Raw genomic sequence first — 25571 nt, forward strand, 5'->3', positions numbered from 1 at the left:
TCCACGGTAGCGGGCGCGCGGGCGGGGTTTCAGAGCGTGGACAGCACCGTGTCCGCCAGCACGGGGGCGTCGTCGCGCTCGGCCGCCGACGTCGTGACCAGCAGCCTGCCGTCCTCGCGCCACACGCGGATCCGCAGCGTCTCGCCCGGGAAGACCACGCCGGCGAACTTCGTCGCGAACGACGCCACGCGGGCCGGGTCGCCGTCGAGGAACTCGTCGACCAGCACCCGCGCGACGATCCCGTACGTGCACAGCCCGTGCAGGATCGGCCGGTCGAAGCCCGCCGCCTTGGCGAACTCGGGGTCGGCGTGCAGCGGGTTGCGGTCGCCGCACAGCCGGTACAGCAGCGCCTGTTGCGGCAGCGTCGGCGTCTCGAGCACGACGTCGGGCTCGCGCGAAGGCCACTCGATGCGGTCCGACGGACCCCGCGAGCCGCCGAACCCGCCTTCGCCGCGGGCGAAGATGCTCGACCGGGCCGTCCACAACGGACTCCCGTCGGACGAGGTCACCGCGACCTCCTGGACGACCACCGCGGCCTTGCCCTTGTCGTACACGTCCGCGACCCGCGAGCGGGCCACGGCTTTGCCGGACACCGGGATCGGCCGGTGCAGGGTGATCTCCTGCTTGCCGTGCAGCACCTTCGCCAGGTCGATCTCCACACCGGGGAACGACACCGCCGGCGGCTCGAACACGCGCAGGTTGGCCGCGACCGTCGCGAACGTCGGCAGCACCACCAGGTCCCGCTCGTAGGTGTAGCGCAGCTCACCGGGCCCCGCGCCCAGCGCCAGGTGGTAGAGCAGCACGTCCGACGACGTCCAGGCGAAGCTCACCTCGCCGATCTCGGCGCCGATCGCGACGTCGGGGTTGATGGGCACGCGGGCTCCTACTCGTAGCTGATCGAGACGTCGTCGGTGACCGGGAGCGACTGGCAGGCCAGCACGATGCCGTCCGCCATGTCCTCGGCGTCGAGGACCTCGTTGTGCAGCATCTTCACCTCGCCCGAGACCACCCGGCACGCGCACGCGCTGCATTGTCCCTCACGGCAGGAGTACGGCGCGTCCATGCCCGCGGCCAGCAGGTGGTCGAGGAGCTTGCGCTGCCGCGGCCACGCCATCGACCGCGTGTCACCGTCCAGCGAAACGGTCAGCGACGCCGGTGCTTCGCCGGACTCCGGCTCTTCCTCGGCGACGACGTCCTCGAACGGGTTTCCGGTCAGCGACGTGAACTTCTCGACGTGCACCCGGTCCCGGGGCACGCCGAGCTGCCCGAGCGCCTCCCGCACGGCGGCCATGAACGGCGCCGGGCCGCAGAGGAACGCCTCGTGCGACGTGTACGCCGACGCCAGCCCGCGCAGCTGCGAGACGTCCGGCAGGCCCTGGACGCTTTCCAGCCAGTGCACGACGACCAGCCGGTCGCCGTGGCGCTTGGCCAGCGACGCCAGCTCGCCCGCGAAGATGACCGAGTTCTCGTCGCGGTTCGCGTAGACCAGCACGACCCGCCCGGACCCGGTCTCCAGCGCCGTTTTGAGGATGGCCATCACCGGCGTGATGCCGCTGCCCCCGGCGAACAGCAGGAAGTCTTCGTCCACCGACGCCGGGCAGAACACGCCCGCCGGCGCCAGCACGTCGACCTGCATCCCGGGCCGCAGCGAGGAACAGACCCAGCTCGACCCGAACCCGCCGTCGGTGCGCTTGACCGTCACCTGCACGCGGTTCTCGTGCGGCGCGCTCGACAGCGAATAGCAGCGCGCCACCGAACCCGTCCGGTCACTGGGGATCCGCAGCGTCAGGAACTGCCCGGCCGTGTAGGAAAAGGCCGCAGCGTGTTCCGGCGGGATCTCGAAGACCACCGACCGTGCGTCCGGCGTCTCGACGACGACGTCGGCGACCGTCAGCGTGTAGACCCGCTCAGCCATCGGCCACCGCCAGCGTGCCGTCGCGCACGGCGTCGCCGATGCTGTCGGCCAGTTTCGGGCACGTGTCGAGCAGCGCCGAAGGACCGTCCGCGTCGGCGAACACCGGGCACGTCTCGGCGGGCCGGGACGTCCACTGGATGCTCGTGTGCTGGATGCTGTTCTTCTTCACCAGCACGCACGTCCCGCAGCTGCGGCATTCGTGCGGTCGCAGCCCGCCCGCGAGGAACTCGGTCTGCTCGGCGGTGGTCACACTTCCGCCTCGGTCTTCTGGCGGGCCAGGTTCTCCGCCACCTCGGCCGCCCACGCCTCGTTCGCCTTCGAAGTGTCCACTTCGAACTCGAAGCGCCGGGTCATGTCCTCGGTGACGTCGGCCGCGTCGACGTAGAACTGCTGGTACCAGCGGCGAAGCTGGTAGACCGGACCGTCCTCTTCGCACAGCAGCGGGTTGTCGATCTGCGTCTTGTGCTTCCAGATCTCGACGTCCTGCAGGAAGCCCGCGCCGATGCCCTTGGCCAGCTTCGCCGCGATCTTGTCCGCGTGCTCGTCGGTGAGCCCGTGCTGCTTCTTGACCTTCATCCCGTACTGCAGCACGAACGAAGTCGGCGTCACGGGGTAGTGGCAGTTGATGAGCACGCTCTCGATTTCGTAGCCCTGGAACGAGTTCACCAGCTTGTTGATCATGTAGGACGGCCCGAAGTACGACGCCTCCGAGCGCAGCAGGTTGTCCTCGCCGCCGTAGTTCGACGCCATGCCCATGTCCGGGCGGCCCTTGGTGTTGAGGTACTGCGTGGCGATGTGGCCTTCGAAGACGTTCTTGAAGTACGTGGGGTAGGCGTAGTGAATGTAGAAAAAATGCGCCATGTCGACGACGTTGTCGATGATCTCGCGGCAGTTGGACCCGTCGATGAAGATCGAGTCCCAGGTCCAGTTGCTCCACTCGGGACTGTCGGCCGCTTCGATCTCCGGGATGGCGAGCTCGTCCGGCGGCGGGTTGCCCTCCGGGTCGTGCCACACCATGAGCTGGCCGTTCCGCTCCAGCGCCGTCCACGACCGCGTCCGCGCGCGCAGCGGAACCCGCTTGGCGTAGGGGATCGAGACGCACTTGCCCTTGCCGTTCCAGCGCCAGTCGTGGAACGGGCACGCGACCTCGTCGCCCTTGACGCTGCCCTGGGTGAGGTCCCCGCCCATGTGCCGGCAGTAGCCGTCGAGGACGTTGAGGCCGCCCTTCGAGTCGGCGAAGACCACGAGTTTCGTGCCGAACGCCGTGACGGCGTGGGGTTTCCCGTCGCGGAACCGCTCGGCCAGGCCGAGGCAGTGCCAGCCGCGGGCGAACCGGGCCGGCGGCTCACCGGCGTAGATCGTGCGTACGGACTCCTGCGTCATCGCTCGCCTCCCGTGGTGCCTTGATCTTCGTTCGCCAGCCGCGTCGCCGCAAGGTAGCCGAACACCATGGCCGGGCCGATGGTCGCGCCCGGGCCGGCGTAGGTCCGGCCCATCACGGCCGCGCTGACGTTGCCCGCGGCGGACAGCCCGGGCACCACCGAGCCGTCCTCGCGCAGCACGCGTGCCTGTTCGTCGGTGCGCAGCCCGCCCTTGGTGCCCAGGTCGCCGGGCACGATCTTCACCGCGTAGTACGGCGCCTTGTCGAGCGGGCCGAGGCTGGGGTTGGGTTTGTTGCGCGGGTCGCCGTAGTAGTGGTCGTACTTGCTGACTCCGCGCCGGAAGTCTTCGTCTACGCCGGTGCGGGCAAAGCCGTTGAACCGGGTCACCGTGGCTTCGAGCGCGTCGGCCGGCACCTCGATCTTCGCCGCCAGCCCGGACAGCGTCGACGACTTCGCCGCGATCCCGGCCTTGAACCAGCGGCCGGGCAGCGGCTGGCGCGGCCCGATGCCGGTGAACATGTAGCGGTCCTTGTAGCGCTGGTCGAACAGCAGCCAGGTCGGGATGTGCTCGCCGGGCCCATCGCCGTCGCCGTACATCGCGTGCACGGCCTCGACGTACGGCGCGGACTCGTTGACGAACCGCTCGCCGCGCGCGTCGACCATGATGCTGCGCGGGCGCGACCGCTCGGCCAGCGCGAACCAGGGGCCGCCGGTGAGCGGCAGCGTCGGCCCCCACCAGGCGTCGTCCATCAGGTCGAGCGCCGCGCCGAGCTGGATGCCGGCGGTGATGCCGTCGCCGGTGTTGGCGGCGGCGCCGACGGTCCAGTCGACGCCGATCGGCGCGCGCTGGTACTTCTCGCGCATCTCCAGGTTCTGCTCGAAGCCGCCGCTGGCGAGGATCACGCCGCGCCGGGCCCCGACGACGCCGTCCGGGGTGACGACCCCGGTGACGCGCTCGCCCTCGACCCGCAGGTCGACCAGCGGCGTGTTCAGCCGGACGTCGACGCCCGCTCTGGTCAGGCCCACCCGCAGGCCGGCCGCAAGCGCTTGCCCCATGCTGAGCAGCCGCTGCCCGCGGAGCTTCCCGGCGATCCACTGGACGCCCAGCGACAGCAGCCGGGCGCTGCCGCGCGGGTGCCGGGCCAGGAGGCTCAGCCAGCGGTAGTCGGCCTGGGTGATCGGCACGCCGAGCGGGGGAGCGCTGTACGGCGGTTCGAGGTGGGTCAATTCGGCGCCGAGCAGCTTGCCGTCGAAGGCCATCGGCTCGACCGACCGGCCGCCGGGCCGCCCGCCGGGCGCTTCGGGGTGGTAGTCGCTGTAGTCGCGCACCCACCGGAACTTCAGCGGCGTGTGGTCGCAGACGAACTTCAGCACCTCGGGGCCGTGGCCGAGGAACGTGTCCCGCCGGACGGCCGGCACGACGTCGCCGACGATCGAGGCCAGGTACTCACGAGCCCGCTCGGGCGGTTCGTCGATCCCGGCGGCGCGCAGCGCGTGGTTGCCCGGGAGCCAGACCCCGCCGCCGGAGCGGGCGGTCGAGCCACCGAAGCAGGCCGCCTTTTCGAGGACCACGACGCTCAGGCCGCGGTGAGCCGCAGCCAGCGCGGCGGTCATCCCGGCAGCGCCACTGCCGACGACGACAACGTCGAACTGCTCCGTCATGCCACCTCACCTGCTGTGTCGATGGTTACCGATCCGGCTGACAGCCACGGCGGAACAGCTGCCGGTGCGTGGGCCACCGCCGGCCCGCATCCGCCTGCTTTTCGGCCGTATCGGTAACGTGTTCCACGAAACGAGTATCCAGTTGGGAGCCGCTTCGGCCACCATAGACGAGAACGTGTTTCAGTTCTAGGGTACCGACCATGGACGAACTCGTCGCGGACGTGGTCATCGTGGGGTTCGGAGCGGCCGGCGCCTGCGCCGCCCTCGAAGCGGCCGACGCGGGCGCCGACGTCGTCATCGTCGAGCGGTTCGACGGCGGTGGCGCCAGCGCGGTCAGCGGGGGCGTGGTCTACGCGGGCGGCGGGACCGCCCAGCAGCTCGATGCCGGCGTCGACGACTCGGTCGACGCCATGTACGCCTACCTGCGGCTCGAGACCGGCGACGTCGTCGCCGAAGGGACGTTGCGGCGGTTCTGCGAGGGCAGCCGCGAGATGATCACCTGGCTGGAAGGCAACGGCGTGCCGTTCGAAGGCAGCCTGTGCCCGTACAAGACGTCGTACCCGAGCGATGCCCACTACCTGTACTACTCCGGCAGCGAGGCCGCCGGCGGCTTCCGCGACGCGGCAAAGCCCGCCCAGCGTGGTCACCGCGTCAAGGGGCCCGGGACCTCGGGAAAGTTGCTGATGACCCGGCTCAAGGAAGCCGTGGCGAAGCGCGGGATCCGGGTCCTGCCGCAGACGCGCGTGCGCTCGCTGGCCCAGGAGGACGGTCGCGTCACCGGGGTCGTCGCCGACACGCTGCGCGACGCGCCCGCCGGGGTGCGGGCCCGGCACCGGCGGCTCGCGCAGTACGCCGCGAAGCCCGGGATCTACGTGCCGTCGCTGCGCAGGTCGCTGCACCGGCGGGTCGCGCGCCTCGAACGGCAGCACGGCCGTGAGCTGCGGATTTCCGCCCGGCGCGGGGTCGTGCTCGCCGCGGGCGGGTTCATCGCGAACCGCGAGCTGGTGCGCGAGCACGCGCCGGCGTACCGCGGCGGCCTCCCGCTCGGCACGTCCGCGGACGACGGATCGGGCATCCGCCTCGGGGTCGAGGCCGGCGGCGCGACCGGCGAGCTCGGCCGGATCTCCGCGTGGCGGTTCATCACCCCGCCCAGCGCGTTCCTCGGCGGGATCATCGTGGACGCCGCGGGCCGCCGGGTCATCGACGAATCCCGGTACGGCGCCGCGGTCGGGGAGAAGCTCATCGAGGAGCACGGGGGCCGGGGCTGGCTGCTCGTCGACGCGCCGGTCGTGGCTGACGCCCGCCGGGACACGAAGGCGCAAAGCCAGTGGTTCCAGGGCCTCCAGCTGCGGTACCTGCTGCGCCGCGGCCGCGTGACCGGCGCGTCGGTCGAAGAGGCGGCGCGCAAGGCCGGCGTCGACCCACAGGGGCTGCGCGCCAGCGTCGAGGCTTACCACGGCGATCGCGACCCGGTGGGCAAGCCCGCCGAGTTCGCGCGGCGCCTGGCGCACCCGCCGTACTCGCTCATCGACATCTCGGTGCGGCCGAACCTCGGCTACCCGACGCCGATGCTGACCCTCGGCGGCCTGGTCGTGGACGAGGACACCGGCGCGGTGCGGAACGCGGCGGGGGCGCCGATCCCGGGCCTCTACGCCGCCGGGCGCACCGCCGTGGGAATCTGTTCCAGGTCCTACGTGAGCGGTCTGTCCCTGGCCGACTGCGTGTTTTCCGGCCGCAGGGCGGGGATCAACAGCGCACTGGCGCAGGGTGTTCTCGACAAAAACGAGAACGTGTTCTAGTCTTGGCGCAGTGAACGCGAGAGAGGACTGCGCATGAACGAGCAGGTGATCGCCGGGGTCCGGGACCTCCTGCCGGTCCTGCGGGAACGGGCCCAGGACACCGAGGACGCGCGGAACGTCCCCGAGGAGTCCGTGAAGGCCCTGCAGGAGACCGGGTTCTTCAAGATGCTGCAGCCGAAGTCCTTCGGGGGCCTCGAAACCGACCCGGTGAGCTTCTACACCGCGGTCAAGCTGATCGCGAGCGCGTGCGGGTCCACCGGCTGGGTCGCCTCCATCCTCGGCGTCCACCCGTGGCACGTGGCGCTGTTCGACCAGCAGGCCCAGCAAGAGGTCTGGGGCGCGGACCAGGACGTACGGATCTCGTCGTCGTACGCGCCGATGGGCAAGGCCGAGGTCGTCGAAGGCGGCTACCGGCTCTCCGGCCGCTGGAGCTTCTCCTCCGGCTCCGGCCACTGCACGTGGGTGCTGCTCGGGGGACCCGCGTTCTCCGGCGGCAAGCCGGTCGACTTCTGCACCTACCTGCTGCCCATCGCGGACTACGCGATCGTGGACGTCTGGGACACCGTGGGCCTGCGCGGCACCGGGTCGAACGACATCGTCGTCGAAGACGTCTTCATCCCGCAGCACCGGGCGCTCAGCTTCATCGCGACGTCGAAGTGCAAGGTGCCGGGCCAGGCGATCAACCCCGGACCGCTGTACCGGCTGCCGTACGGTTCCGTGCACCCGTCCACGATCACCGCGCCGATCATCGGCATGGCCCAAGGTGCCTACGACGCGCACGTCGAGCACCAGCGCAAGCGCGTGCGCGCCGCGTACGCCGGTGAACAGTCCAAAGAGGACCCGTTCGCCAAGGTGCGGATCGCCGAGGCGGCCAGCGAAATCGACGCGGCGTGGCTGCAGCTGACCCGCAACATCGAGGAGCTGTACGAACTGGCCGAGCGCGAGGAGCGGCTGCCCACCGATCTCCGGCTGCGCGTCCGGCGCGACCAGGTGCGCGGCACCGAACGCGCGATCGCCGCGATCGACCGGCTCTTCGAGAACTCCGGCGGCCGCGCGATCCAGCGCGGTACGCCGATCCAGCGCTTCTGGCGCGACGCGCACGCGGGCCGGGTGCACGCGGCGAACGACGCCGAGCGTGCCTACGTCATGTTCGGCACCGGCGCCTTCGGGCTCCCCGTCGAGAACGCGATGTACTGATGGCCGCTCCGGAAGGCAAGTACGTCCGGGCGGGTTCGCTGAACCTGCACTACCACGAAGCGGGCGCCGAGCACGCCGAGACGGTCATCCTGCTGCACGGCGGCGGGCCCGGCGCCTCGGCGTGGAGCAACTTCGGGCGCAACCTGCCGGAGTTCGCCAAGCACTACCGGACGATCGCCGTCGACCAGCCCGGGTTCGGCCGCTCCGACAAGCCGACCGAGCACCCGCAGTACTTCCGGCACAGCGCGGACGCCGTCGCCGGGCTGATGGACGCCCTGGGGATCGAGCGCGCCCACTTCGTCGGCAATTCCCTCGGTGGCGGCGCGGCGGTCCGGCTGGCGCTGAACCACGGCGAGCGCGCCGGGCGGCTGGTGCTGATGGGGCCGGGCGGGCTGAGCGTCAACCTGTTCGCGCCGGACCCCACCGAAGGCGTCAAGAACCTCGGCCGCTTCGCGGCCCACCCCAGCCGTGAGCGCATGGAAGCGTTCCTGCGCATCATGGTCCACGACCAGAAGCTGATCACCGACGAGCTGATCGACGACCGCTTCGCCGCGGCGAACACCCCGGAGTCCCTGGCCGCGATGCGCGCGATGGGGATGTCGTTCGCCCAGCCCGGAACCTACGAAGAAGGCATGCTCTGGCGCGAAGCCCACCGGCTGCGCCAGCGCGTGCTGCTGATCTGGGGCCGCGAGGACCGCGTCAATCCCTTGGACGGCGCGCTGGTGGCGTGCAAGACGATTCCGCGCGCGCAGCTGCACGTGTTCGGCGGCTGCGGGCACTGGGCCCAGCTGGAGAAGTTCGACGAGTTCAACCGGCTGGCCCTCGACTTCCTCGGGAGTTCCTGATGGGCATCCGGTCACTGGGCTACCTGCGCGTCGAAGCCACCGACATGGCCGCGTGGCGCGAGTACGGGCTCAAGGTGCTCGGCATGGTCGAAGGCAGCGGCACCGACCCGGACGCGCTTTACCTGCGCATGGACGACTTCCCGGCACGGCTGGTCGTCTCACCCGGCTCCGCCGACCGGCTGGCGGTCACCGGGTGGGAAGCCGCGAACGCCGGCGAACTGGCCGAGATCCGGTCCCGGTTGGACAGTGCGTCCGTGCCGTACAAGGAAGGCACACCCGACGAACTCGCCGACCGGCGCGTCGACGAGCTGATCAGCTTCGACGACCCGTCCGGCAACACCCAGGAGGTGTTCCACGGCGTCGCGCTGCAGCACCGGCGCGTGGTGAGCCCGTACGGCCACAAGTTCGTGACCGGCGAGCAGGGGCTGGGTCACGTCGTTTTGTCCACCAAGGACGACGAGGCGTCGCTGCGGTTCTACCGGGACGTCCTCGGCTTCCGGCTGCGCGACTCGATGCGCCTGCCACCGCAGCTGGTCGGCCGTCCCGCCGACGGCGCCCCCGCGTGGCTGCGCTTCTTCGGCTGCAACCCGCGCCACCACAGCCTGGCGTTCCTGCCGATGCCCACCCCGAGCGGGATCGTGCACCTGATGGTGGAGGTGGAGAACACCGACGACGTCGGCCTGTGCCTCGACCGCGCGATCCGCCGCAAGGTCCCGATGTCGGCCACCCTCGGCCGGCACGTCAACGACCTGATGCTCTCCTTCTACATGAAGACCCCGGGTGGCTTCGACGTCGAGTTCGGGTGCGAAGGCCGCCAAGTCGACGACGACAACTGGATCGCCCGCGAAAGCACCGCGGTTTCGTTGTGGGGACACGACTTCTCGGTCGGTGCGCGGCCGCCCGGGTCATGACCGCGATGGCGGTCGACCAGGCCGGCTTCCGCAGCGTGCTCGGGCACTTCTGCACGGGAGTCACGGTGGTCACCGGCCGGGACGGCGACACTCTCGCCGGGTTCGCCTGCCAGTCGTTCGCCGCGTTGTCGCTGGATCCGCCGCTGGTGCTGTTCTGCCCGGCCCGGACTTCGCGGACCTGGCCGGTTCTCGCCGCGGCGGGGCGGTTCGCCGTCAACGTGCTGGCGGAGGACCAGCAGGAGATCAGCGCGGTGTTCGGTGCCCGGGGTGCGGACAAGTTCGCCCGGGTCGCCTGGACGCCGGCCCCGTCCGGGGCGCCGCTGCTCGACGGCGCGCTGACGTGGATCGACTGTTCTCTCGAGGCGGTGCACGAGGCGGGGGACCACTACGTCGTGATCGGCCGGGTCACGGCGTTGGGTGCGCCTTCGGAGGCGCGGCCGCTGCTGTTCCACCGGGGCCGTTACGCGGTGACCGAACCGGCTCGGGACGCCTTGGCGGCGCTGATGCCGTGGCCCCGCCCGGACGACTGGCTCTGACCGGCGGCCACGGTTGCCGCCCGGGTGCGCGGGCCGCGGCCGGGGTTCCGGTTCGAGGCGGGCTGCACCCCGCGGCCCATTTCCCGTAACGGGCGCCGAGGTGCGCGCGACTTTCCCGGAGTCGTCGCCCGAGGAGGAGCCCGTGCAGTGGTGCGGTTTCCCGGCCGCCGAGGTCGAATTCGGCCCGGCCGGTGAGCTCGTCGGGGACCGGGGTGCGGCCGTTCGGGAGCTGGCCGGCACCCCGGGCGTCACCGATCTCGTCGTCCTCTGCCACGGCTGGAACGACGGTCACCTGGTCGCGCGCCTGCTCTGTTCGGCCCTCGCCGGGTCGATGCGGTCGGTCGGCGGGGCCGGGCGGGGGATCGCCCTCGTCTGCGTGCTGTGGCCGTCGCGGAAAACCGCCGGGCCGGACGCCGGGCTGCCGGAGCGGCTCGACCTGCTGCGGGACCTCGTGCCCGGCCAGCGGCTCACCATCGACGCCGCCGCCGACCTGGTCCCGGCGCTGCCGGTCCGCGCCACCGCGCGCACCGCGTTCGCCGCCGCGCTGCTGTCGGTCGCCACCCGCGGCGCGGACGACCACGAAGACGCCTCGACGCAGCTGTTCACCCTCCCCGGCGGCACCGTCATGGACCGGCTCGGGAAGGCCGCGGCGACGCACCTGCTCGACTTCCTCGCCTGCTACGAGCTCAAAGCCCGCGCGAACGAGGTGGGCGTCCGCGGGCTCGCGCCGCTGCTGGCGACGTCGCCCGGCGGGCCGAAGATCCACCTCGTCGGCCACAGCTTCGGCGCGCGGCTGGTGACGGCGGCCGCCGGCGCGCTCCCGGCCGGCTCGCTGGCGACGCTCACCCTGCTGCAGGCCGCGTTCTCGCACTTCGGCTTCGCCGCGGACTGGGGCGGCGGCCGGGCGGGCGTGTTCCGCCGCGTGCTGGACGAGCGGGTCGTGCGCGGGCCGATCCTGGTCACGCACTCCGCCGCCGATTTCGTCGTCGGCGTCCCGTACGCGATCGCGGCCCGGATCGGGGGCGCGCCGTACGGCGCCATGGGCCACGACGGCGCGCAGCGGACCGCCGAAGCCGTCGCCGCGGAGCTGGCCCCGGTGACCGGGACCTACCGCTGGCGACCGGGCGTGCCGCACAACCTCCGCGCGGAGCGCTTCGTGCGGGGCCACACCGACGTCACCGGACGGGAAATCGCTCACGCGCTGTGCTCGGCGATCGCGGCGAGGTAGCACGACCGGGTGGTTGTGCACCGGTTCACAGGTGGGCCGCATCCCATTCGCGAGAAAAAGTCGAGCCCCTGCGCGCACACTGTTATCGAGATGACGTCTTCTGGGAGGAGTGAGTCGCGCATGCGCAGGCCCAGCGGACGGATCGCCCGGTTCCGGCGCCGGTTGCACCCCGGGCGCAACCCGCTGGCGCGCACGGGCGACCGGTTCGAGTCCCTCCTGCTCCTCCTGGTGATCGCCGGCGCGCTGCTGGCCGTGCCGTTCGCGGCGGCGTTCGGCTCCGAGACCTACGCCGCGCAGACCACCCGCGCCGAGCAGGAGCGCACGACCCGCCACCCGGCGACGGCGGTCTCGCTAGCCGCGGCGCCCAGCCAGACCTACAGCACCGACGGCGCCGGCGCCCCGGCCGACCAGACGACGGTCCAGGCCGCCTGGTTCGACACCCGCGGCGCCCGCCACACCGGTGACGTCCTCGCCGACGCGGGCAGCCCGGCCGGCACCCGCGTGTCCGTCTGGCTCGACCAGCGCGGCGAACTGACTGCGGAGCCGCTGTCCCCGTCGACGTCGGCGGCCGACGGCGTCTTCGCGGCGATCCTGCTGTGGGTCGCGATCACGGGCTCCTTGGCCGGTTTGTACGGCGTCGGCCGGTTCGTCCTGGGCCGCCTCCACTCGGCGGCGTGGGACCGCGCGTGGGCCGAAACCCGGCACGACACCCGGTTCTGATCACTTCCAGCGGAAGTGCACGAACACCCGGCCAAAGTTGTCCTTGTCCTTCTCGACCCGGTGGTAGAGCGCCTTGACGTCCTTGCGCTCGAGGAACCGCAGCACGTGCTTCTTCAGCTGACCCGACCCCTTGCCGGGGATGATCTCGACGAGCGGCGCCTTCTTGGCGACGGCCTCGTCGATGACCGCGCGCAGGGCCCGGTCGATCTCGCCGCCGCGGTTGTAGATGTCGTGCAGGTCCAGCTTGAGCTTCACACGCGCTCCCGTGCTCGGCCGACGCCCGCGGCCCCTCGGGCGCGCTCGTCAGGTCGGTCTCCCGCCCATCCTCACCCGTGGTGCCCGCGCGCGGCAACGTCCATCCGCGCGGCCGTCGCGTGGAGAAGCGGCGGTCCGGCACAAACGCGGCCGGCCGGGCGAGGCCTCCGCCAGCACCCGGCCGGGGCGGTGACCGGCGCCGGCTTGCCGGTCACAGTGCCTGCCACCAGCCGTCCACCGGTGGGGGTGCCGTGACGTCGATGCGCTCGCCCGGGCGGGGGATCGCCAGGGTCAGGTCGGCCGCCTTCGCTTCGCGCCACACGCGGTCCGCCGGCTCGCCCCACGGGTGCATCGCCAGCTGGAACGTCGCCCAGTGCACCGGGACCAGCAGCTTCGCCCGGACGTCGAGGCCCGCCGCGACGCCTTCCTCCGGTGTCATGTGGATGTCCGGCCACAGCGGGGCGTACGCGCCGATCTGGATCAGCGCCGCGTCGAACGGGCCGAGTTCGGTGCCGGTCTTCGCGAAGCCGTCGAAGTAGCCGGTGTCACCGCTGTAGAACACCCGGTGGGACGGGCCCAGCAGCGCCCACGACGTCCACAGCGTGCCGTCGTTGGAGATGCCGCGGCCGGAGAAGTGCTGGGCCGGCGTCGCCACGAAGCGGACGCCCGCCACCTCGGCCTCTTCGTGCCAGTCGAGTTCGATGATCCGGGCGGCCGGCACGCGCCAGCGTTCCAGGTGCGCGCCGACCCCGAGCGGGACCAGGAACGGCGCCGTCGTCGACGTCACCAGCTCGCGGATGGTGGCCAGGTCCAGGTGGTCGTAGTGGTCGTGGGAGATGACGACCGCGTCGACCCGGCCGACGCCCGACAGCGGCACCGGCGGTTCGTGCAGGCGGCGCGGGCCGGCGAACGCCGCGGGGGACACGCGCTCGCTCCACACCGGGTCCAGCAGCACGCGGGCGCCGTCGAGTTCGACCAGCGTGGACGCGTGGCCGTACCAGGTCAGGTGCACGCCCTCGGCCGAGTCGACCGGGGCCGCCGCGACCAGCGGGACCGCGCCGCCCGGTTTGCGCAGTTCGCGGTGCTCGCCGAAGAACATCTCGCGGAAGATGGTCCGCATCGACGCCGCCGTCATCGGGTGGCGCGGGGCGACGTTGCGGAACACCTTGCCGTCGAACTGCGGCGAAGAACGCATCCGCTCGGCTCGCGCCCCGGACGCCTTCGCGCCGAACGCCGCCGGCAGGTCACGCAGGGCCGCGATCGTCTTCCTCATGACCCGAGTCTACGAACGGTTCCTGAGAGGGGCCCCAGCTTCATGCAGGTGGGTGAGGGCCTGCCGGTAGGACTCGACCAGGCTCGTCTGCAGGTAGGGGACACCGAGCTCGGCGCAGTAGGCCTGGACGATCGGCTGCGCCCGCCGCAGGTGCGGCGACGGCATGCTGGGGAACAGGTGGTGCTCGATCTGGTAGTTGAGGCCGCCGAGCGCGACGTCGGTGACGAGGCCGCCGCGGACGTTGCGGGACGTCAGCACCTGCTTGCGCAGGAAGTCCAGCTCGGCGGGCCCGGTCAGCGTCGGCATGCCCTTGTGGTTCGGCGCGAAGATCGACCCCATGTAGACACCCCACAGTCCTTGGTGGACGGCGAAGAACAGCAATGCCATGCCGGGGGAGAGGACGGTGAACAGCGCGCCGAAGTACAGGACGTGGTGCGCGACGAGCAACGCGGCCTCGGTCTTGCGGTGGCGCAGCCCCGGCTTGCGCACCGCGCGGATCCCCGACCAGTGCAGGTTCAGCCCTTCGAGGGTGAGCAGCGGGAAGAACAGGAACGCCTGGTAGCGCCCGATGAACCGGGCCACCCCGCGGCTGGCGCGCGCCTGGTCCTTCGACCACACCAGGATGTCCGGGTCGACGTCGGGGTCGAGCTCCTCGTGGTTCGGGTTGGCGTGGTGGCGGGTGTGCTTGTCCATCCACCAGCCGTAGCTCATCCCGACCCCGAGGTTGCCCGCCACCATCCCGGCGACCTCGGTCGGCCGGCGGCGCCGGAACACCTGCTTGTGCGCGAGATCGTGGGAGAGCAGCGCGATCTGCCCGAACATGACGGCCGTGAACGCCGCGACGGCGAGCTGCCACCACGAGTTCCCGAGGAAGGCGAACGCCACCCACCCGCCGGCGAAGAGCCCGGCGACGACGGAGATCCGGAGGGCGTAGTAGCCGGGACGGCGCGCCATCAGGCCGGCGGCGGAGATGCGGTGGCTCAGCCGGGCGAAGTCGCTCCCGGTGCGCACGAGGTTGTCTGCGGTCACCCACCCGAGTCTTCACGACGGCGGGCTCCAGCGGAATGCGGTGGGCTCCCGGCACCTTCGGGGGGCCAGCCCTACCGGCGGCGCTGGTATGCGAGCGCCCCGAGTGGCGTTGGTTGCGTCCGACGCACCGAACGCCACATCGGGGTGCTTCGGTCAGCCCACGTACTCGGCCAGGTGACGGCCCGTCAGGGTCTTCTTCCGCGCCTTCACCAGCTGCGCCGGCGTGCCCTCGAACACGATCTTCCCGCCGTCGTGGCCCGCGCCGGGGCCGAGGTCGACGATCCAGTCCGCGTGGGCCATCACCGCCTGGTGGTGCTCGATCACGATCACCGACTTGCCGGAGTCCACCAGGCGGTCCAGCAGGCCGAGCAGCTGCTCGACGTCGGCCAGGTGCAGGCCCGCCGTCGGCTCGTCCAGGACGTACACCCCGCCCTGCTCCGCCATGTGCGTCGCCAGCTTGATGCGCTGGCGCTCGCCGCCGGACAGGGTGGTCAGGGGCTGGCCGAGCGTGAGGTAGCCGAGGCCGACGTCGGACAGGTGCGTCAGGATCTTGTGCGCCGCCGGGGTCTTCGCGTCGCCGTCGGCGAAGAACTCCTGGGCCTCGGCGACCGACATGCCGAGGACCTCGCTGATGTCGCGGCCGCCGAAGGTGTATTCCAGCACCTCCGCCGAGAAGCGCTTGCCCTCGCACACTTCGCACGGGGTCGACGTGCCCGCCATGATGCCGAGGTCGGTGTAGACGACGCCGGCGCCGTTGCAGTTGGGGCAGGCGCCCTCGGAGTTGGCGCTGAACAGCGCCGGCTTGACGCCGTTGGCCTTGGCGAACGCCTTGCGGATCGGCTCCAGCAGGCCGGTGTAGGTCGCCGGGTTGCTGCGGCGGGAACCGCGGATGCCGGTCTGGTCCACCGTCACCACGCCCTCGCCGCCGGACACCGAGCCGTGGATCAGGGAGCTCTTGCCCGAACCCGCCACCCCGGTCACGACCACCAGCACGCCGAGCGGGATGTCGACGTCGACGTCCTGCAGGTTGTGCGTCGAAGCGCCGCGCACCTCCAGGAACCCCGACGGCGAGCGCACCGAGGACTTCAGCGACGCGCGGTCGTCCAGGTGGCGCCCGGTCAGGGTCTTGCTCTTGCGCAGACCGTCCACAGTGCCCTCGAAGACAACCTCGCCGCCCGCGGAACCGGCGTGCGGCCCGAGGTCGACGACGTGGTCGGCGATCGCGATCGCCTCCGGCTTGTGCTCGACGACGAGCACCGTGTTCCCCTTGTCCCGCAACTGCAGCAGCAGTTCGTTCATCCGCTGGATGTCGTGCGGGTGCAGCCCGATCGTCGGCTCGTCGAAGACGTACGTCACGTCGGTCAGCGACGACCCGAGGTGGCGGATCATCTTGGTGCGCTGGGCTTCCCCGCCGGACAGCGTCCCGGATGGACGGTCGAGCGAGAGGTAGCCGAGGCCGATCTCGACGAACGAGTCCAGCGTGTGCTTCAGCGCGTCCAGCAGCGGCGCGACCGACGGCTCGGCGAGCTTCCCGACCCAGCCGGCGAGGTCGCTGATCTGCATCGCGCACGCGTCGGCGATGCTGATCCCGTCGATCTTCGACGACCGGGCCTCCGCCGAAAGCCGCGTGCCGTCGCACTCCGGGCAGGTCTGGAACGTCACCGCCCGCTCGACGAACGCGCGGATGTGCGGCTGCATCGAGTCGACGTCCTTGGACAGCATGGACTTCTGGATCGCCGGCACCAGTCCCGAGTAGGTGAGGTTGATGCCTTCGACCTTGATCTTGGTCGGTTCCTTGTACACCAGGTCGTCGAACTGCTTCTTGGTGAACTTCTTGATCGGCTTGTCCGGGTCGAAGAAGCCGGAGCCGCGGAAGATGCGGCCGTACCAGCCTTCCATGCTGTAGCCCGGGATCGTGATCGCGCCTTCGTTGAGCGACTTGGTCTCGTCGAAGAGCGCGGTGAGGTCGATGTCGTTGACCTTGCCGCGGCCCTCGCAGCGCGGGCACATGCCGCCGGTGATGCTGAAGCTGCGGCGCTCCTTGATCTGCCGCCCGGCCTTCTCGATGGTCACCGCGCCGGCACCGCTGATCGAGGCGACGTTGAACGAAAACGCTTGCGGCGAACCGATGTGCGGCGTGCCCAGCCGGCTGAACAGGATGCGCAGCATCGCGTTCGCGTCGGTCGCGGTGCCGACGGTGGAGTGCGAGTTCGCGCCCAACCGCTCCTGGTCGACGATGATCGCGGTGGTGATCCCGTCGAGCACGTCGACGTCGGGCCGCGCGAGCGTCGGCATGAACCCCTGCACGAAGGTGCTGTAGGTCTCGTTGATCAGCCGCTGCGACTCGGCCGCGATCGTGCTGAACACCAGGGAGCTCTTGCCGGAGCCGGAGACCCCGGTGAACACCGTCAGGCGCCGCTTCGGCAGTTCGACGCTGACGTCCTTGAGGTTGTTCACGCGAGCGCCGTGGACGCGGATCAGGTCGTGGCTGTCGGCGGTGTGCGACGCGCTCTTCCGCGTGGGCTTGGTCATCGGGGTTCTCCAGCGTTCGGTGGGTTCACGGAGGTCACGCTGCTTTCGCCCGCGCGGCCCGTGCTTCTCGATTCCTGACGGTTTCGGCGGCTCGCCGGTAATCGTGCGGGGAAAGGCCGAAAGCCTCCTGGAACCGGTGCACGAATTGCGTGACCGGCAGGCCGACGCCGAGCGCCAGCGTTTCGACGTCGAGCGGCCGATCGCATTCGCGGTCGATGCGGTCGCGGACGCGGCGCAGCAGCGTCAATTCGGCCAGGTGCTTCCGCGCGGCGACGGCGAGGCTCAGGCACATGTCGGTTCCTTTCCGGTGTGCGGCCGAGGACTCAGCGGGGCGACCAGCGGCATGCCTGTGCCGACGCCGGCCGGCGCGTCCCCCAGGAGCAGGCCGGCGATCCGCCGGTCGCCCGGCACTTCGCGGTAGCCGGGCGGCGCCGCGGCCGTGGTCAGCGCAGCTCCTGGACGCGCAGCAGGTTGCCGGCGGGGTCGCGGAAGGAGCAGTCACGGATGCCGTAGGGCTGCTCGACCGGCTCCTGGACGACCTCGGCGTTGCCCGCCTCGAGCTTCGCGAAGAGGGCGTCGAGGTCCTTGGTGGCCAGGTTGACCGAGGCGTAGGTGCCCTTGGCCATCATCTCGGCGATCATGCGGCGTTCGTCGTCGGTCAGCCCCGGCGTCGCGGACACCGGCGACAGCACGATCGCGGTGTCCGGCTGGTTCGGCGGGCCGACGGTGATCCACTGCATGGCGCCGTACTTGACGTTCTGGCGGACCTCGAAGCCGAGCAGGTCGCGGTAGAAGGCGAGCGACGCTTCCGGGTCGGTGTGCGGCAGGAAGCTCGCGTGAATGGTGACGTCCATGGCCGTCACACTATGTGTGCGCCTGCGGTCGCGCTTCTCGATTCCTGATCGGTCTGGTGACCTGTTTGGCCACGCACGGCGGCATCCCGACGGTCGCCTCGGCCTGCTGCTCGCGGTAGACGCTCGGCGGCACGCCCACCAGCTCGGCGAACCGGGTGCTGAAGGTGCCGAGCGAGGAGAAGCCGACGGTGAAGCAGACCTCGGTGACGCTCAGCTCCCCGGTCCGCAGCAACGCCATCGCCCGTTCGATCCGCCGCGTCATGAGGTACGAGTACGGTGACTCTCCGTAGGCTTTCCGGAACTGCCGGCTGAGGTGCCCGGCCGACATGTTCACCCCGCTCGCGAGCGCTTCGACGTCGAGCGGCTGCGCGTACTCGCGATCGATCCGGTCCCGGACACGGCGAAGCAGCGCGAGGTCGCGCAGGTACTGCGCCGAGGCGGCGGTGCTGGTCACGAGGGAATCGTGCCACACCGGACGGCGCGAGCGGAGCGGATCGGACCCGGCGCGGCCCGGTCGCGACGCCATGAACGACCCTTTCACAGGCGCCGGACGTCGTGAACGACTCGTTCATGACGTCGGAGCCCAGGGCTCCGGCAAAGTCGCCGGACAGGCCGGGCACCCGGCCATGATTCCCGGGACGGTACGTCATGAAAGACCCTTTGACCGCGTCTGGTGAGGTGAAAGGGTCTTTCATGACGGTACGGGCCGCCGGGCCGACCGCTCCGATCCGACTTTGCCGGGGCCCCTGACGTCGGAGCCCGCCCGCGTCGGCCCGAGCCCGCCCCGTCCGTGCCGGTCCGGGATGCCATGAATGACCCTTTCACGGCGCCGGACGTCGTGAAAGGGTCGTTCATGCCATCCGGGCCACGGCCCACACGCGCCCGGGTCAGCGGAGTGCTTCGGCGATCGTCTCCCGCAGCCAGCGTTGCGGCGGGTCCGCGTCCAGCCGTGCGTGCCAGGACAGCCGCACCTCCACCTCCGGCAGCTCCGCCGGCACCGGGAACCACCGCAGGCCCAGCGCCGGGCCGTGCTGCTCGGCCAGCCGCTGCGGCAGCAGCCCCACGTACTCGCTCGACGACACCACCAGCGCCGCCACCGCCGACGTCGGCACCACCGCCGCCACCCGGCGCTGCAACCCCGCCGCCGCCAGGACCTCGTCCAACGGGCCGCGCGCCCGTCCCCGCCGGGACGCCGACACGTGCGGGTAGCGGCACAGCTGCGCCAGCGTCGGGCGGCGGTGCCTGCCCAGCGGGCTGTCCGCGCGCACCGCCGCGACCAGGCGTTCGCGGTAGAGCACCGTGCTGTGGATGTCCGGGGCCGCGTGCTCGCCCACGCCGATGTCCAGGTCGATCGAGCCGTCGCGCAGCGCCTCCGCGCTTTCCGTCCCCTCCGCCACGAACCGCAGCGTGACCCCCGGCGCGGCCGCCGCCGTCGCTTCGGCCGCCGCGGTGGCCAGGGTGGCCGCCACGCCGTCGTTGATGCGGATCGTGAACGTGCGCTCGAGGTCGGCGATCGCCACCTCGGTGCTGATCAGCGCCGATGCCTCCTCCAGCAGCGAGCGCACGCGCGGGGCGGTGCGCAGCGCGAACGGCGTCGGGGCCATCCCGCGACCGGCGCGCACCAGGATCGGGTCGTTCATCGCCCGCCGCAGGCGGCCCAGCGCGCGGCTCGTCGCCGGGATCGACAGGTTCAGGCGCTCGGCCGCCGCCGTGACGCTCCCGTCCCGCAGCAGCGCGTCGAACACGCGCAGGAGGTTCAGATCCACGGTTGCACTGTACGCAAACCTGCCTTGACGAAGTTGCGTGGCACGACACCCCACGACGTCCTTAGCGTCGGGCCCATGGAGTTCAAGCACCTGGTCACCCTGATGTGCGCGTGCGTCGTGCTCGTCGTCGGGATGGTCGCGGCCGTCAACCTCGCCGTCCCGATGCTCGCCGCGAGCGCGCTGCACCCGTCCGCGTCGGCGCTCGTCTGGATCGTCGACACCTACGTCGTCGTGTTCGCCTGCCTGGTCATCCCCGGCGGCGCCGCGGGCGACCGGTTCGGCCGCAAGGGCGTCCTGCTGGCCGGCCTCGTCCTCTTCGCGGCGGGCGCGCTGGTGTCGGCGCTCGCCCCGGACGTCGTGGTGCTGCTCGCCGGCCGGGCGCTCACCGGCGTCGGCGCGGCCGCGGTCCTGCCCAACTCGCTCGCCGTCCTGCTGCACGCCGTGCCCGCGGAGCGACGGGCCGCCACCATCGCCACCTGGGCGTCGATGACCGGCATCGGCGGCGTCGCCGGCAACGTCGGTGGCGGGCTGGTGCTGACCGCCGGTTCGTGGCGGTGGCTGTTCGCCGCCGCCGTCCCGGTCGCCCTCACCGCGGCCGCGCTGGTGGCCCGGAGCGCGCCGGTGTCCTCGCGCCACGACCGCCCGCTCGACCCGCTGGCCGCGCTGCTGCTCGTCGGCGCGTCGGTCGCGCTGCTCGTCGGGATCGTCCAAGGCCCGGAAGCGGGGTGGGGAAGCCCGGTCGTCGTGTTCGGCTTCGCCGGTGCCGCGGTGCTGTTCACCGCTTGGACGCTGCGGGAGCTCAGGGCCGGGCACCCGCTGCTGGACCCCCGGCTGTTCCGGATCGCGGGCCTGCGCAGCGCCTGCCTCGGCATGACCACGGTCTTCTTCGGCATGTTCGCGTTGTTCTACGTCAACGCGTCGTTCCTCCAGTACGCCAAGGGGTTCGGCGTGCTGGGGACCGGGCTGGGGATCGTCCCGCTGACGATCTCGATCATCCTCGGCGGCCGGCACGTGGGGCGCCTGGCCCGGCGCGCCGGCCTCGACGCCACGGTGGCGCTCGCCTTCGCGTTCGTCGGCGGCGGCCTGCTCGGGCTGTCCACGAGCGACGCGCGGACGCCGTACGCGGAGTACGCGGCTTGGCTGGTGCTGACCGGGATCGGCGTGACGCTGGCGCTGCCGACGCTGTCCGGCGTGATCGCCGGCTCGCTGCCGCCCGCCCAGGCCGGCGTCGGCACCGGGCTGCAGGCCACCACCCGCGAATTCGGCAGCGCGCTCGGCGTCGCCGTGATCGGCACGGTCATGACCGCCCGGTTCGCCGCCGCACTTCCGCCGGACGCCCGCGGTTCCCACACCGTGGCCGAAGCGCTGGCCAGGACCGGGCACGCCCAGGACGTCGTCACGGCGTTCGTCGCCGGCACGGACGCCGGGCTGCGCGTGGCCGGGGTCGCCGTGCTGGTCCTCGGCGCGCTGGTCGCCGGGGGAGCCTGGTGGCGGAGACCGTCCCGGGGGTTCCCGTTCCCCCGGGACGGCCGTGCACCGGTGCAACCCCGACCGGAGCCGTGACGGCCTTCGCGGCGGCATACCCTTCCACCGCGAAGACCCCCACGGTTCCGTTGCCGCGCCGGGAAACCCCGTCACGGCGATCGACCCCGGGCCCCCGCCCGGTGCGCCGGAAGAAGACCACCCCGGGGGCGTCGGGTTCCCTCGGGATGGTCCTCTCCGGCCCGCCGGACGTTCGCGGTTCTGTCGACGCGAGGCGGGCAGGGGGACGTTGGGGCCGGTCACCACACCGCCCAGCCGCGGAGGGGGCGTGGTGACCGGCAAGGGACAGGGCCGCCGCGCGCAGCCCCGCCCCGGCTCTCACTACCTCCCCATCGGGATGGCCATCGTCGGCAGCGCCGCTCCGGGCTGCGCGGCGAACGCCGTGGTCGGCGGGGTCGGCAGGGCCTGCGCGGGGAACGCCGTCGTGGGGATGTCGTTGGCGAACTCGCTTTCGAACTCGCGCTCGAAGGCCTGGTGGTCGAAGCCGCTGTCGAACTCCGGCGGCACCTCGGCCGCCAGCGCGGCGACCGACGGCTCGACGACCGGGACCTCCGCGACGGGCGCGGGTTCCGGCTCGGGCACGTAGTCGGGTGCGGGCAGCCGGCGGTCGAGCTCGGCCATCCAGTCGAGCATCGCCCTCGGCTTGTCCCACGCGGAGATGCCGACGAGCCTGCCGTCGCGGATGAAGCCGGTGATGCCGTCCGCGAGCGTCACGGTGTCCTCGGCCAGCGACGGCATCCCGCACATCTGCAGCCGGGTGTCGTACAACGTCGACCAGGCGCGGGGGAGCGGGGTGAACGGCTTCGCGCTCGACTGGCCCAGCAGCAGGTTGTCCGCCGCGTGCCGGGCCGACTCGACGGCGTTGATCCAGTGCTCGACCCGCCGCGGGGTCTCGTCGAAGCGCAGGTTCGGCCAGCGCGCGATGTCGCCGGCGATGACGACGTCGGAAGCCCCCTCGGCGAACAGCTTCGAGTCGCAGAGCACGCCGTCGCTGATGTCGAGGCCGGAGCCGCGCATCCAGTCGACCGACGGGACGCTGCCGATGGCGAGCACGACGACGCTGGCGACCAGCAGCTGGTTGTTCGTCAGGTGCAGCCCGACGGTGTCCTTCGTGCTGATCCAGTGCCGGACTTCGCTCTTCATCGCCAGGTTCGCGCGGTGCTCGTGGTGCGCCTCGACGACGCCGCTGGAGACGCGGTCGCCGAAGCGGTGCAGCGGCGCCTTCGCGTGCCCGACCAGGGTGACGTCCCGGCCGATGTGCCGCATGCTCGCGGCGAACTCGTTGCCGATCAGGCCGGCGCCGATCACGACGGCCGGCTTCTTGCTGGCGTTGAGGCAGCGCCGCACGGCCATCGAGTCCTCGACCGTGCGCAGGATCCGCACGCGCGGGTCGTGCCGCGGTGACCCGGGCAGGTGCCGCGGGTAGACGCCGGTGGCGGCGATCAGGCCGTCGTACCAGAGGGATTCGCCGCCGGGCAGGTGCACGACCCGCTCGGTGGTGTCCAGGTGCGTCACGCGCGCGCCGAGGCGCCAGTGCACGTCGAGGTCGGGCAGGTAGTGCGAAAGGCCCACGTCGCTGGGCCGTTCGGTCCCCATCACCAGCGCCTTCGACACCATCGGCCGGTGGTACGGGCGGCGCGCTTCGTCGCCGATGAGCACGATCTCGCCGTCGAAGTTCTGTTCCCGCAGGCGTTCCGCGGCACGCAGCCCGGCGACGCCCGCGCCGACGATGACGATCCGGTCGCCGTCAGCCATCGAGGTCCCCTCTCATCACGACCGCCTGCATCGGGCAGCAGCGAGCGGCCATCTTCGCCTGTTCCATGGTGGTTTCGTCCAGCAGCCGCGTGTGGAAGCGCAGGCGGCCGTCCTGGCCGAGGTCGAACACGTCCGGTGCCTCCATGGCGCAGATGCCGTAGAGCTCGCACCGGTCGTTGTCGACGCTGATCCGGGGCCCGCTGCCGGGCAGACGGAAGGGCATCACGCCACCTGCTCTTCCACTAGTCCGATGCGTTCGAGGGTGCGCGCGGGCATGAACCGCAGCAGCGACACCGTGACCGCCGGGACGAGCAGCGTGATGCCGCCCAGCCAGACGACGGCGAGGTGGCCGTTGGCGATCGAGCCGAACCAGGCGTGCAGCGCGGTCAGCGCCACCGCCGGGTACGCGCAGCGGTGCAGCCACAGCCAGCGGCGGTAGGAGGTGAACCGCTGCAGGCCCGCGGTGAGCGCGATGGCGAGCATGACCTCGAAGCCGACGATGCCGGCGATGTGCCTGCCTTCCTGGCCGCCGAGGAACGGGAGGAAGAGGTACTGCAGGCTGTAGGGCTGGATGGTCAGGTAGAAGAAGCCGAGCGCGTGGATGCCGCCGAAGATCAGCGTCCCGGTCGCCAGGACCATGTGCGAGCTGCGCAGCGCCTTGCGGCCGGTGACCGTGCGCACCCAGCCGGTGGCGGTGAGCACCCCCCAGGTGAGGGTCAGCATCATGGCGGCGTAGGACGCACGGGCGGCGAACGCGGCGAGCCCGCGGGCTGCCGGGTCCGTCTTCGGCTGGAACTGCTGCGTGACGAAGATCGTCGCTTCGTGCCAGGTCTCAACCATGGCTGCCCCCGGTTCTCACGGCGGCCGGCCGGCGCGACGCCCGGGCCCGGCCGCGGTTGCCCTTGATCTGGCGCAGCACGTAGAACAGGCCGCCGCCGACGAGCAGGAACAGCGCTCCCACCACGGCGATCTGGGACGTGTCGAGGCCGAGCGGCTGCCCGACCGGCGCCGCGGTGGTGGAAACGGCCGGCGTGGGCAGCGCCGTGTAGTCGACCATCCCGGTGCTTTCGAGCATCGTCATGTGCCGCATGACGGCCTGGTTGCCGACGGTCGCGAACGCCCGGACGTCGTCGTTGCGGGTGCCGGCGCGCAGCTGCGCGAGGACCGCGAACACCTGGCCGTGCGCCGCACGCAGCCGGTTGGCGAAGATGCGGTCGAACTCCGGCCCCGGCGACGCGTTCATCTCTTCGGCGAGCCAGCCGAGCTGTTCGGCGGAGGGCTGGTCGGGGACCGGCGAGTTCAGCTTCGCCGACAGCGCGCGCGTGGCCACGTCGAGGCGGCCGTGGTCCATCATGATCGCGAAGCCGACGGACTGGACGAGCGGGCTGCCCTTCTCCATCGCCATCATGCCCGAGGGCATCTCCCAGAGACCGGCCTGGCGGACCTTGGTCAGCAGCACCGCGTCGGTGTCGGACACCGTGCCGGTCTGGGCGGTCGAGGTCACGGCCACCGACGCGAGCAGGGTCAGCACCGCGACCAGCACGAACATGACCCGGACCAGGGGCCGGGAGCGGTCGCCGTCGGGCCGGAGCGCGAAGTCCGGCCCGGCGAACTCAGACGCCGAAAGCATTTTGCCTCCACTGGTCCTGGGTCAGCGTGATCTTGGAGCCGTCCGGGGCCATCGGCCACCAGGCCTGGTCCGCGCCCTGGCCGGACGTGTCGGCCGGTTCGCTGTCGCCGGCGAAGTGGTACAGCGGCCAGCCGGCCAGGGTGAGCTGCTGGGTGCCGTCGTCGCGGGTGATCTGGCCGATCAGTGCCTGGTCGACGTCGATCGGGGGCAGGGTGCCGCCGGCCTTGACCGGGATCCACTTCGCCGCGCACGCACCGGTGCAGTTCGAGCGCGAAGGGTCGGTCGTGTCCTTGTCGTAGCGGTAGATGGCGAACCCGGTCCCGTCGACGAGCATGGGACCGAGGTCGAACGTCTTCGCGGCCCTGAGCTGGCTCTTCGCCGGGTCGTTCGGCGTGGCGGTGATGGGCTGCGGCATCGCGATGGTCATCGGGGCCTGCTGCATACCGGGCATCTGCATCCCGGCGCCGCCGCCGGCGTACCCGCCGGCCGAGGTGGTGGCGGCGCCGGCGGTACAGGCGGTGAGCAGGGCGAGTGCGGTGAGGCACACGGCGGCGGGGACCGCCGTTCGGGGAATGCGGATCACTGCTCCTCCGGAGGGCATGACTACGCGCTGTACCGTGAGGTGCAACGGAAAAGCGCGCGAAGGATCCACAGTGGACATTTGGTCCGGGGTGGATGCGGAGCGTTGCGGGGGACAACGCGTTGTCGGGGGTCTTCGGTAGGGGATACGGACACGGTAC

The 25571-nt window shown here is 71.6% G+C and carries 26 protein-coding genes; 8 read left to right on the forward strand and 18 right to left on the reverse strand.

Features of this window, described 5'->3' with window-relative positions:
- Nucleotides 1-29: 29 nt before the first annotated feature.
- Genes ACLJQM_RS22405 through kstD form a run of 5 tightly spaced genes read right to left on the reverse strand, consistent with a single transcriptional unit; the run spans nt 30 to nt 4959 of the window.
- Entirely contained in the window at nt 30-875 is an 846-nt protein-coding gene (locus tag ACLJQM_RS22405) for a MaoC/PaaZ C-terminal domain-containing protein (protein ID WP_247011992.1), read from the reverse strand.
- A gap of 8 nt (nt 876-883) precedes the next feature.
- Entirely contained in the window at nt 884-1915 is a 1032-nt protein-coding gene (locus tag ACLJQM_RS22410; protein ID WP_410632661.1) for a 2Fe-2S iron-sulfur cluster-binding protein, read from the reverse strand.
- Entirely contained in the window at nt 1908-2165 is a 258-nt protein-coding gene (locus ACLJQM_RS22415) for a hypothetical protein (RefSeq protein ID WP_247011988.1), read from the reverse strand. The genes ACLJQM_RS22410 and ACLJQM_RS22415 overlap by 8 nt, the downstream gene beginning before the upstream one ends.
- Nucleotides 2162-3298 carry a Rieske 2Fe-2S domain-containing protein gene (locus tag ACLJQM_RS22420; protein ID WP_410632662.1) on the reverse strand — a complete coding sequence of 379 codons (1137 nt, stop codon included), beginning with the start codon at nt 3296-3298 and terminating at the stop codon, nt 2162-2164. Before ACLJQM_RS22420 ends, ACLJQM_RS22415 begins: the two co-directional genes overlap by 4 nt.
- Nucleotides 3295-4959 carry a 3-oxosteroid 1-dehydrogenase gene (kstD, locus tag ACLJQM_RS22425; protein WP_410632663.1) on the reverse strand — a complete coding sequence of 555 codons (1665 nt, stop codon included), beginning with the start codon at nt 4957-4959 and terminating at the stop codon, nt 3295-3297. Before kstD ends, ACLJQM_RS22420 begins: the two co-directional genes overlap by 4 nt.
- Before the next feature lie 200 nt (nt 4960-5159).
- Here kstD and ACLJQM_RS22430 point away from each other — a divergent pair, with 200 nt between their 5' ends.
- The 7 genes from ACLJQM_RS22430 (at nt 5160) to ACLJQM_RS22460 (ending at nt 12195) form a co-directional block, all read left to right on the forward strand.
- Nucleotides 5160-6758 carry an FAD-binding protein gene (locus ACLJQM_RS22430; RefSeq protein ID WP_410632664.1) on the forward strand — a complete coding sequence of 533 codons (1599 nt, stop codon included), beginning with the start codon at nt 5160-5162 and terminating at the stop codon, nt 6756-6758.
- A gap of 33 nt (nt 6759-6791) precedes the next feature.
- Complete coding sequence (hsaA, locus tag ACLJQM_RS22435) at nt 6792-7955, forward strand: 3-hydroxy-9,10-secoandrosta-1,3,5(10)-triene-9,17-dione monooxygenase oxygenase subunit (protein WP_360766923.1); 1164 nt, start codon at nt 6792-6794, stop codon at nt 7953-7955.
- Nucleotides 7955-8800 carry a 4,5:9,10-diseco-3-hydroxy-5,9,17-trioxoandrosta-1(10),2-diene-4-oate hydrolase gene (hsaD, locus tag ACLJQM_RS22440; RefSeq protein WP_360766927.1) on the forward strand — a complete coding sequence of 282 codons (846 nt, stop codon included), beginning with the start codon at nt 7955-7957 and terminating at the stop codon, nt 8798-8800. Before hsaA ends, hsaD begins: the two co-directional genes overlap by 1 nt.
- A complete protein-coding gene (gene hsaC / locus ACLJQM_RS22445) occupies nt 8800-9711 on the forward strand; it encodes an iron-dependent extradiol dioxygenase HsaC (protein ID WP_247011976.1) in 912 nt (303 codons plus the stop codon). The genes hsaD and hsaC overlap by 1 nt, the downstream gene beginning before the upstream one ends.
- On the forward strand, nt 9708-10247 hold the full coding sequence (gene hsaB / locus ACLJQM_RS22450; protein WP_247011974.1) for a 3-hydroxy-9,10-secoandrosta-1,3,5(10)-triene-9,17-dione monooxygenase reductase subunit: 540 nt from the start codon (nt 9708-9710) through the stop codon (nt 10245-10247). Before hsaC ends, hsaB begins: the two co-directional genes overlap by 4 nt.
- Before the next feature lie 100 nt (nt 10248-10347).
- Nucleotides 10348-11475: an alpha/beta fold hydrolase gene (locus tag ACLJQM_RS22455; protein ID WP_410632666.1), complete on the forward strand. Its 1128-nt coding sequence runs from the start codon at nt 10348-10350 to the stop codon at nt 11473-11475.
- Between the two features lie 120 nt (nt 11476-11595).
- Nucleotides 11596-12195 carry a hypothetical protein gene (locus ACLJQM_RS22460; RefSeq protein ID WP_410632667.1) on the forward strand — a complete coding sequence of 200 codons (600 nt, stop codon included), beginning with the start codon at nt 11596-11598 and terminating at the stop codon, nt 12193-12195.
- Here the strand turns inward: ACLJQM_RS22460 and ACLJQM_RS22465 are convergent, their stop codons facing one another.
- From ACLJQM_RS22465 to ACLJQM_RS22500, 8 genes are all read right to left on the reverse strand, one after another.
- On the reverse strand, nt 12196-12450 hold the full coding sequence (locus tag ACLJQM_RS22465) for a Smr/MutS family protein (RefSeq protein ID WP_009075408.1): 255 nt from the start codon (nt 12448-12450) through the stop codon (nt 12196-12198). It abuts the gene before it with no gap.
- Nucleotides 12451-12661: 211 nt separating this feature from the next.
- The gene (locus ACLJQM_RS22470; protein WP_360766942.1) at nt 12662-13723 is read right to left on the reverse strand and encodes an MBL fold metallo-hydrolase; all 1062 of its coding nucleotides are present in this window, start codon (nt 13721-13723) and stop codon (nt 12662-12664) included.
- 9 nt (nt 13724-13732) lie between these two features.
- On the reverse strand, nt 13733-14752 hold the full coding sequence (locus ACLJQM_RS22475) for a fatty acid desaturase family protein (RefSeq protein ID WP_360766945.1): 1020 nt from the start codon (nt 14750-14752) through the stop codon (nt 13733-13735).
- Nucleotides 14753-14905: 153 nt separating this feature from the next.
- On the reverse strand, nt 14906-17284 hold the full coding sequence (locus ACLJQM_RS22480; protein ID WP_410632668.1) for an ATP-binding cassette domain-containing protein: 2379 nt from the start codon (nt 17282-17284) through the stop codon (nt 14906-14908).
- Between the two features lie 34 nt (nt 17285-17318).
- Nucleotides 17319-17576 (reverse strand): helix-turn-helix transcriptional regulator, encoded by a 258-nt coding sequence (locus ACLJQM_RS22485; RefSeq protein WP_360766951.1) that lies wholly within the window; start codon nt 17574-17576, stop codon nt 17319-17321.
- Between the two features lie 151 nt (nt 17577-17727).
- A complete protein-coding gene (locus ACLJQM_RS22490) occupies nt 17728-18138 on the reverse strand; it encodes a VOC family protein (protein ID WP_410632669.1) in 411 nt (136 codons plus the stop codon).
- 10 nt (nt 18139-18148) lie between these two features.
- Nucleotides 18149-18592: a helix-turn-helix transcriptional regulator gene (locus tag ACLJQM_RS22495; protein ID WP_247011959.1), complete on the reverse strand. Its 444-nt coding sequence runs from the start codon at nt 18590-18592 to the stop codon at nt 18149-18151.
- Between the two features lie 433 nt (nt 18593-19025).
- Nucleotides 19026-19904, reverse strand: a complete 879-nt coding sequence (locus ACLJQM_RS22500) for a LysR family transcriptional regulator (protein ID WP_360766955.1) — start codon at nt 19902-19904, stop codon at nt 19026-19028.
- A gap of 75 nt (nt 19905-19979) precedes the next feature.
- Between ACLJQM_RS22500 and ACLJQM_RS22505 the strand changes: the two genes are divergently transcribed.
- Nucleotides 19980-21467 (forward strand): MFS transporter, encoded by a 1488-nt coding sequence (locus tag ACLJQM_RS22505; RefSeq protein ID WP_410632670.1) that lies wholly within the window; start codon nt 19980-19982, stop codon nt 21465-21467.
- 300 nt (nt 21468-21767) lie between these two features.
- Here ACLJQM_RS22505 and ACLJQM_RS22510 read toward each other — a convergent pair whose 3' ends face one another.
- From ACLJQM_RS22510 to ACLJQM_RS22530, 5 genes are read right to left on the reverse strand one after another with little or no spacing between them, the layout of a single operon-like run.
- Nucleotides 21768-23201, reverse strand: coding sequence for an FAD/NAD(P)-binding oxidoreductase (locus ACLJQM_RS22510; RefSeq protein ID WP_247011952.1), 1434 nt, complete (start codon nt 23199-23201; stop codon nt 21768-21770).
- Nucleotides 23194-23424, reverse strand: coding sequence for a ferredoxin (locus ACLJQM_RS22515; RefSeq protein WP_086865695.1), 231 nt, complete (start codon nt 23422-23424; stop codon nt 23194-23196). Before ACLJQM_RS22515 ends, ACLJQM_RS22510 begins: the two co-directional genes overlap by 8 nt.
- Entirely contained in the window at nt 23424-24041 is a 618-nt protein-coding gene (locus ACLJQM_RS22520; protein WP_247011950.1) for a ferric reductase-like transmembrane domain-containing protein, read from the reverse strand. The genes ACLJQM_RS22515 and ACLJQM_RS22520 overlap by 1 nt, the downstream gene beginning before the upstream one ends.
- A complete protein-coding gene (locus ACLJQM_RS22525) occupies nt 24034-24831 on the reverse strand; it encodes a DUF4142 domain-containing protein (protein WP_360766960.1) in 798 nt (265 codons plus the stop codon). Before ACLJQM_RS22525 ends, ACLJQM_RS22520 begins: the two co-directional genes overlap by 8 nt.
- Entirely contained in the window at nt 24815-25414 is a 600-nt protein-coding gene (locus tag ACLJQM_RS22530) for a hypothetical protein (protein ID WP_360766962.1), read from the reverse strand. The genes ACLJQM_RS22525 and ACLJQM_RS22530 overlap by 17 nt, the downstream gene beginning before the upstream one ends.
- Between the last annotated feature and the right edge of the window lie 157 nt (nt 25415-25571).

Source organism: Amycolatopsis sp. cmx-4-83, assembly GCF_046548815.1.
Lineage (GTDB): Bacteria > Actinomycetota > Actinomycetes > Mycobacteriales > Pseudonocardiaceae > Amycolatopsis > Amycolatopsis pretoriensis_A.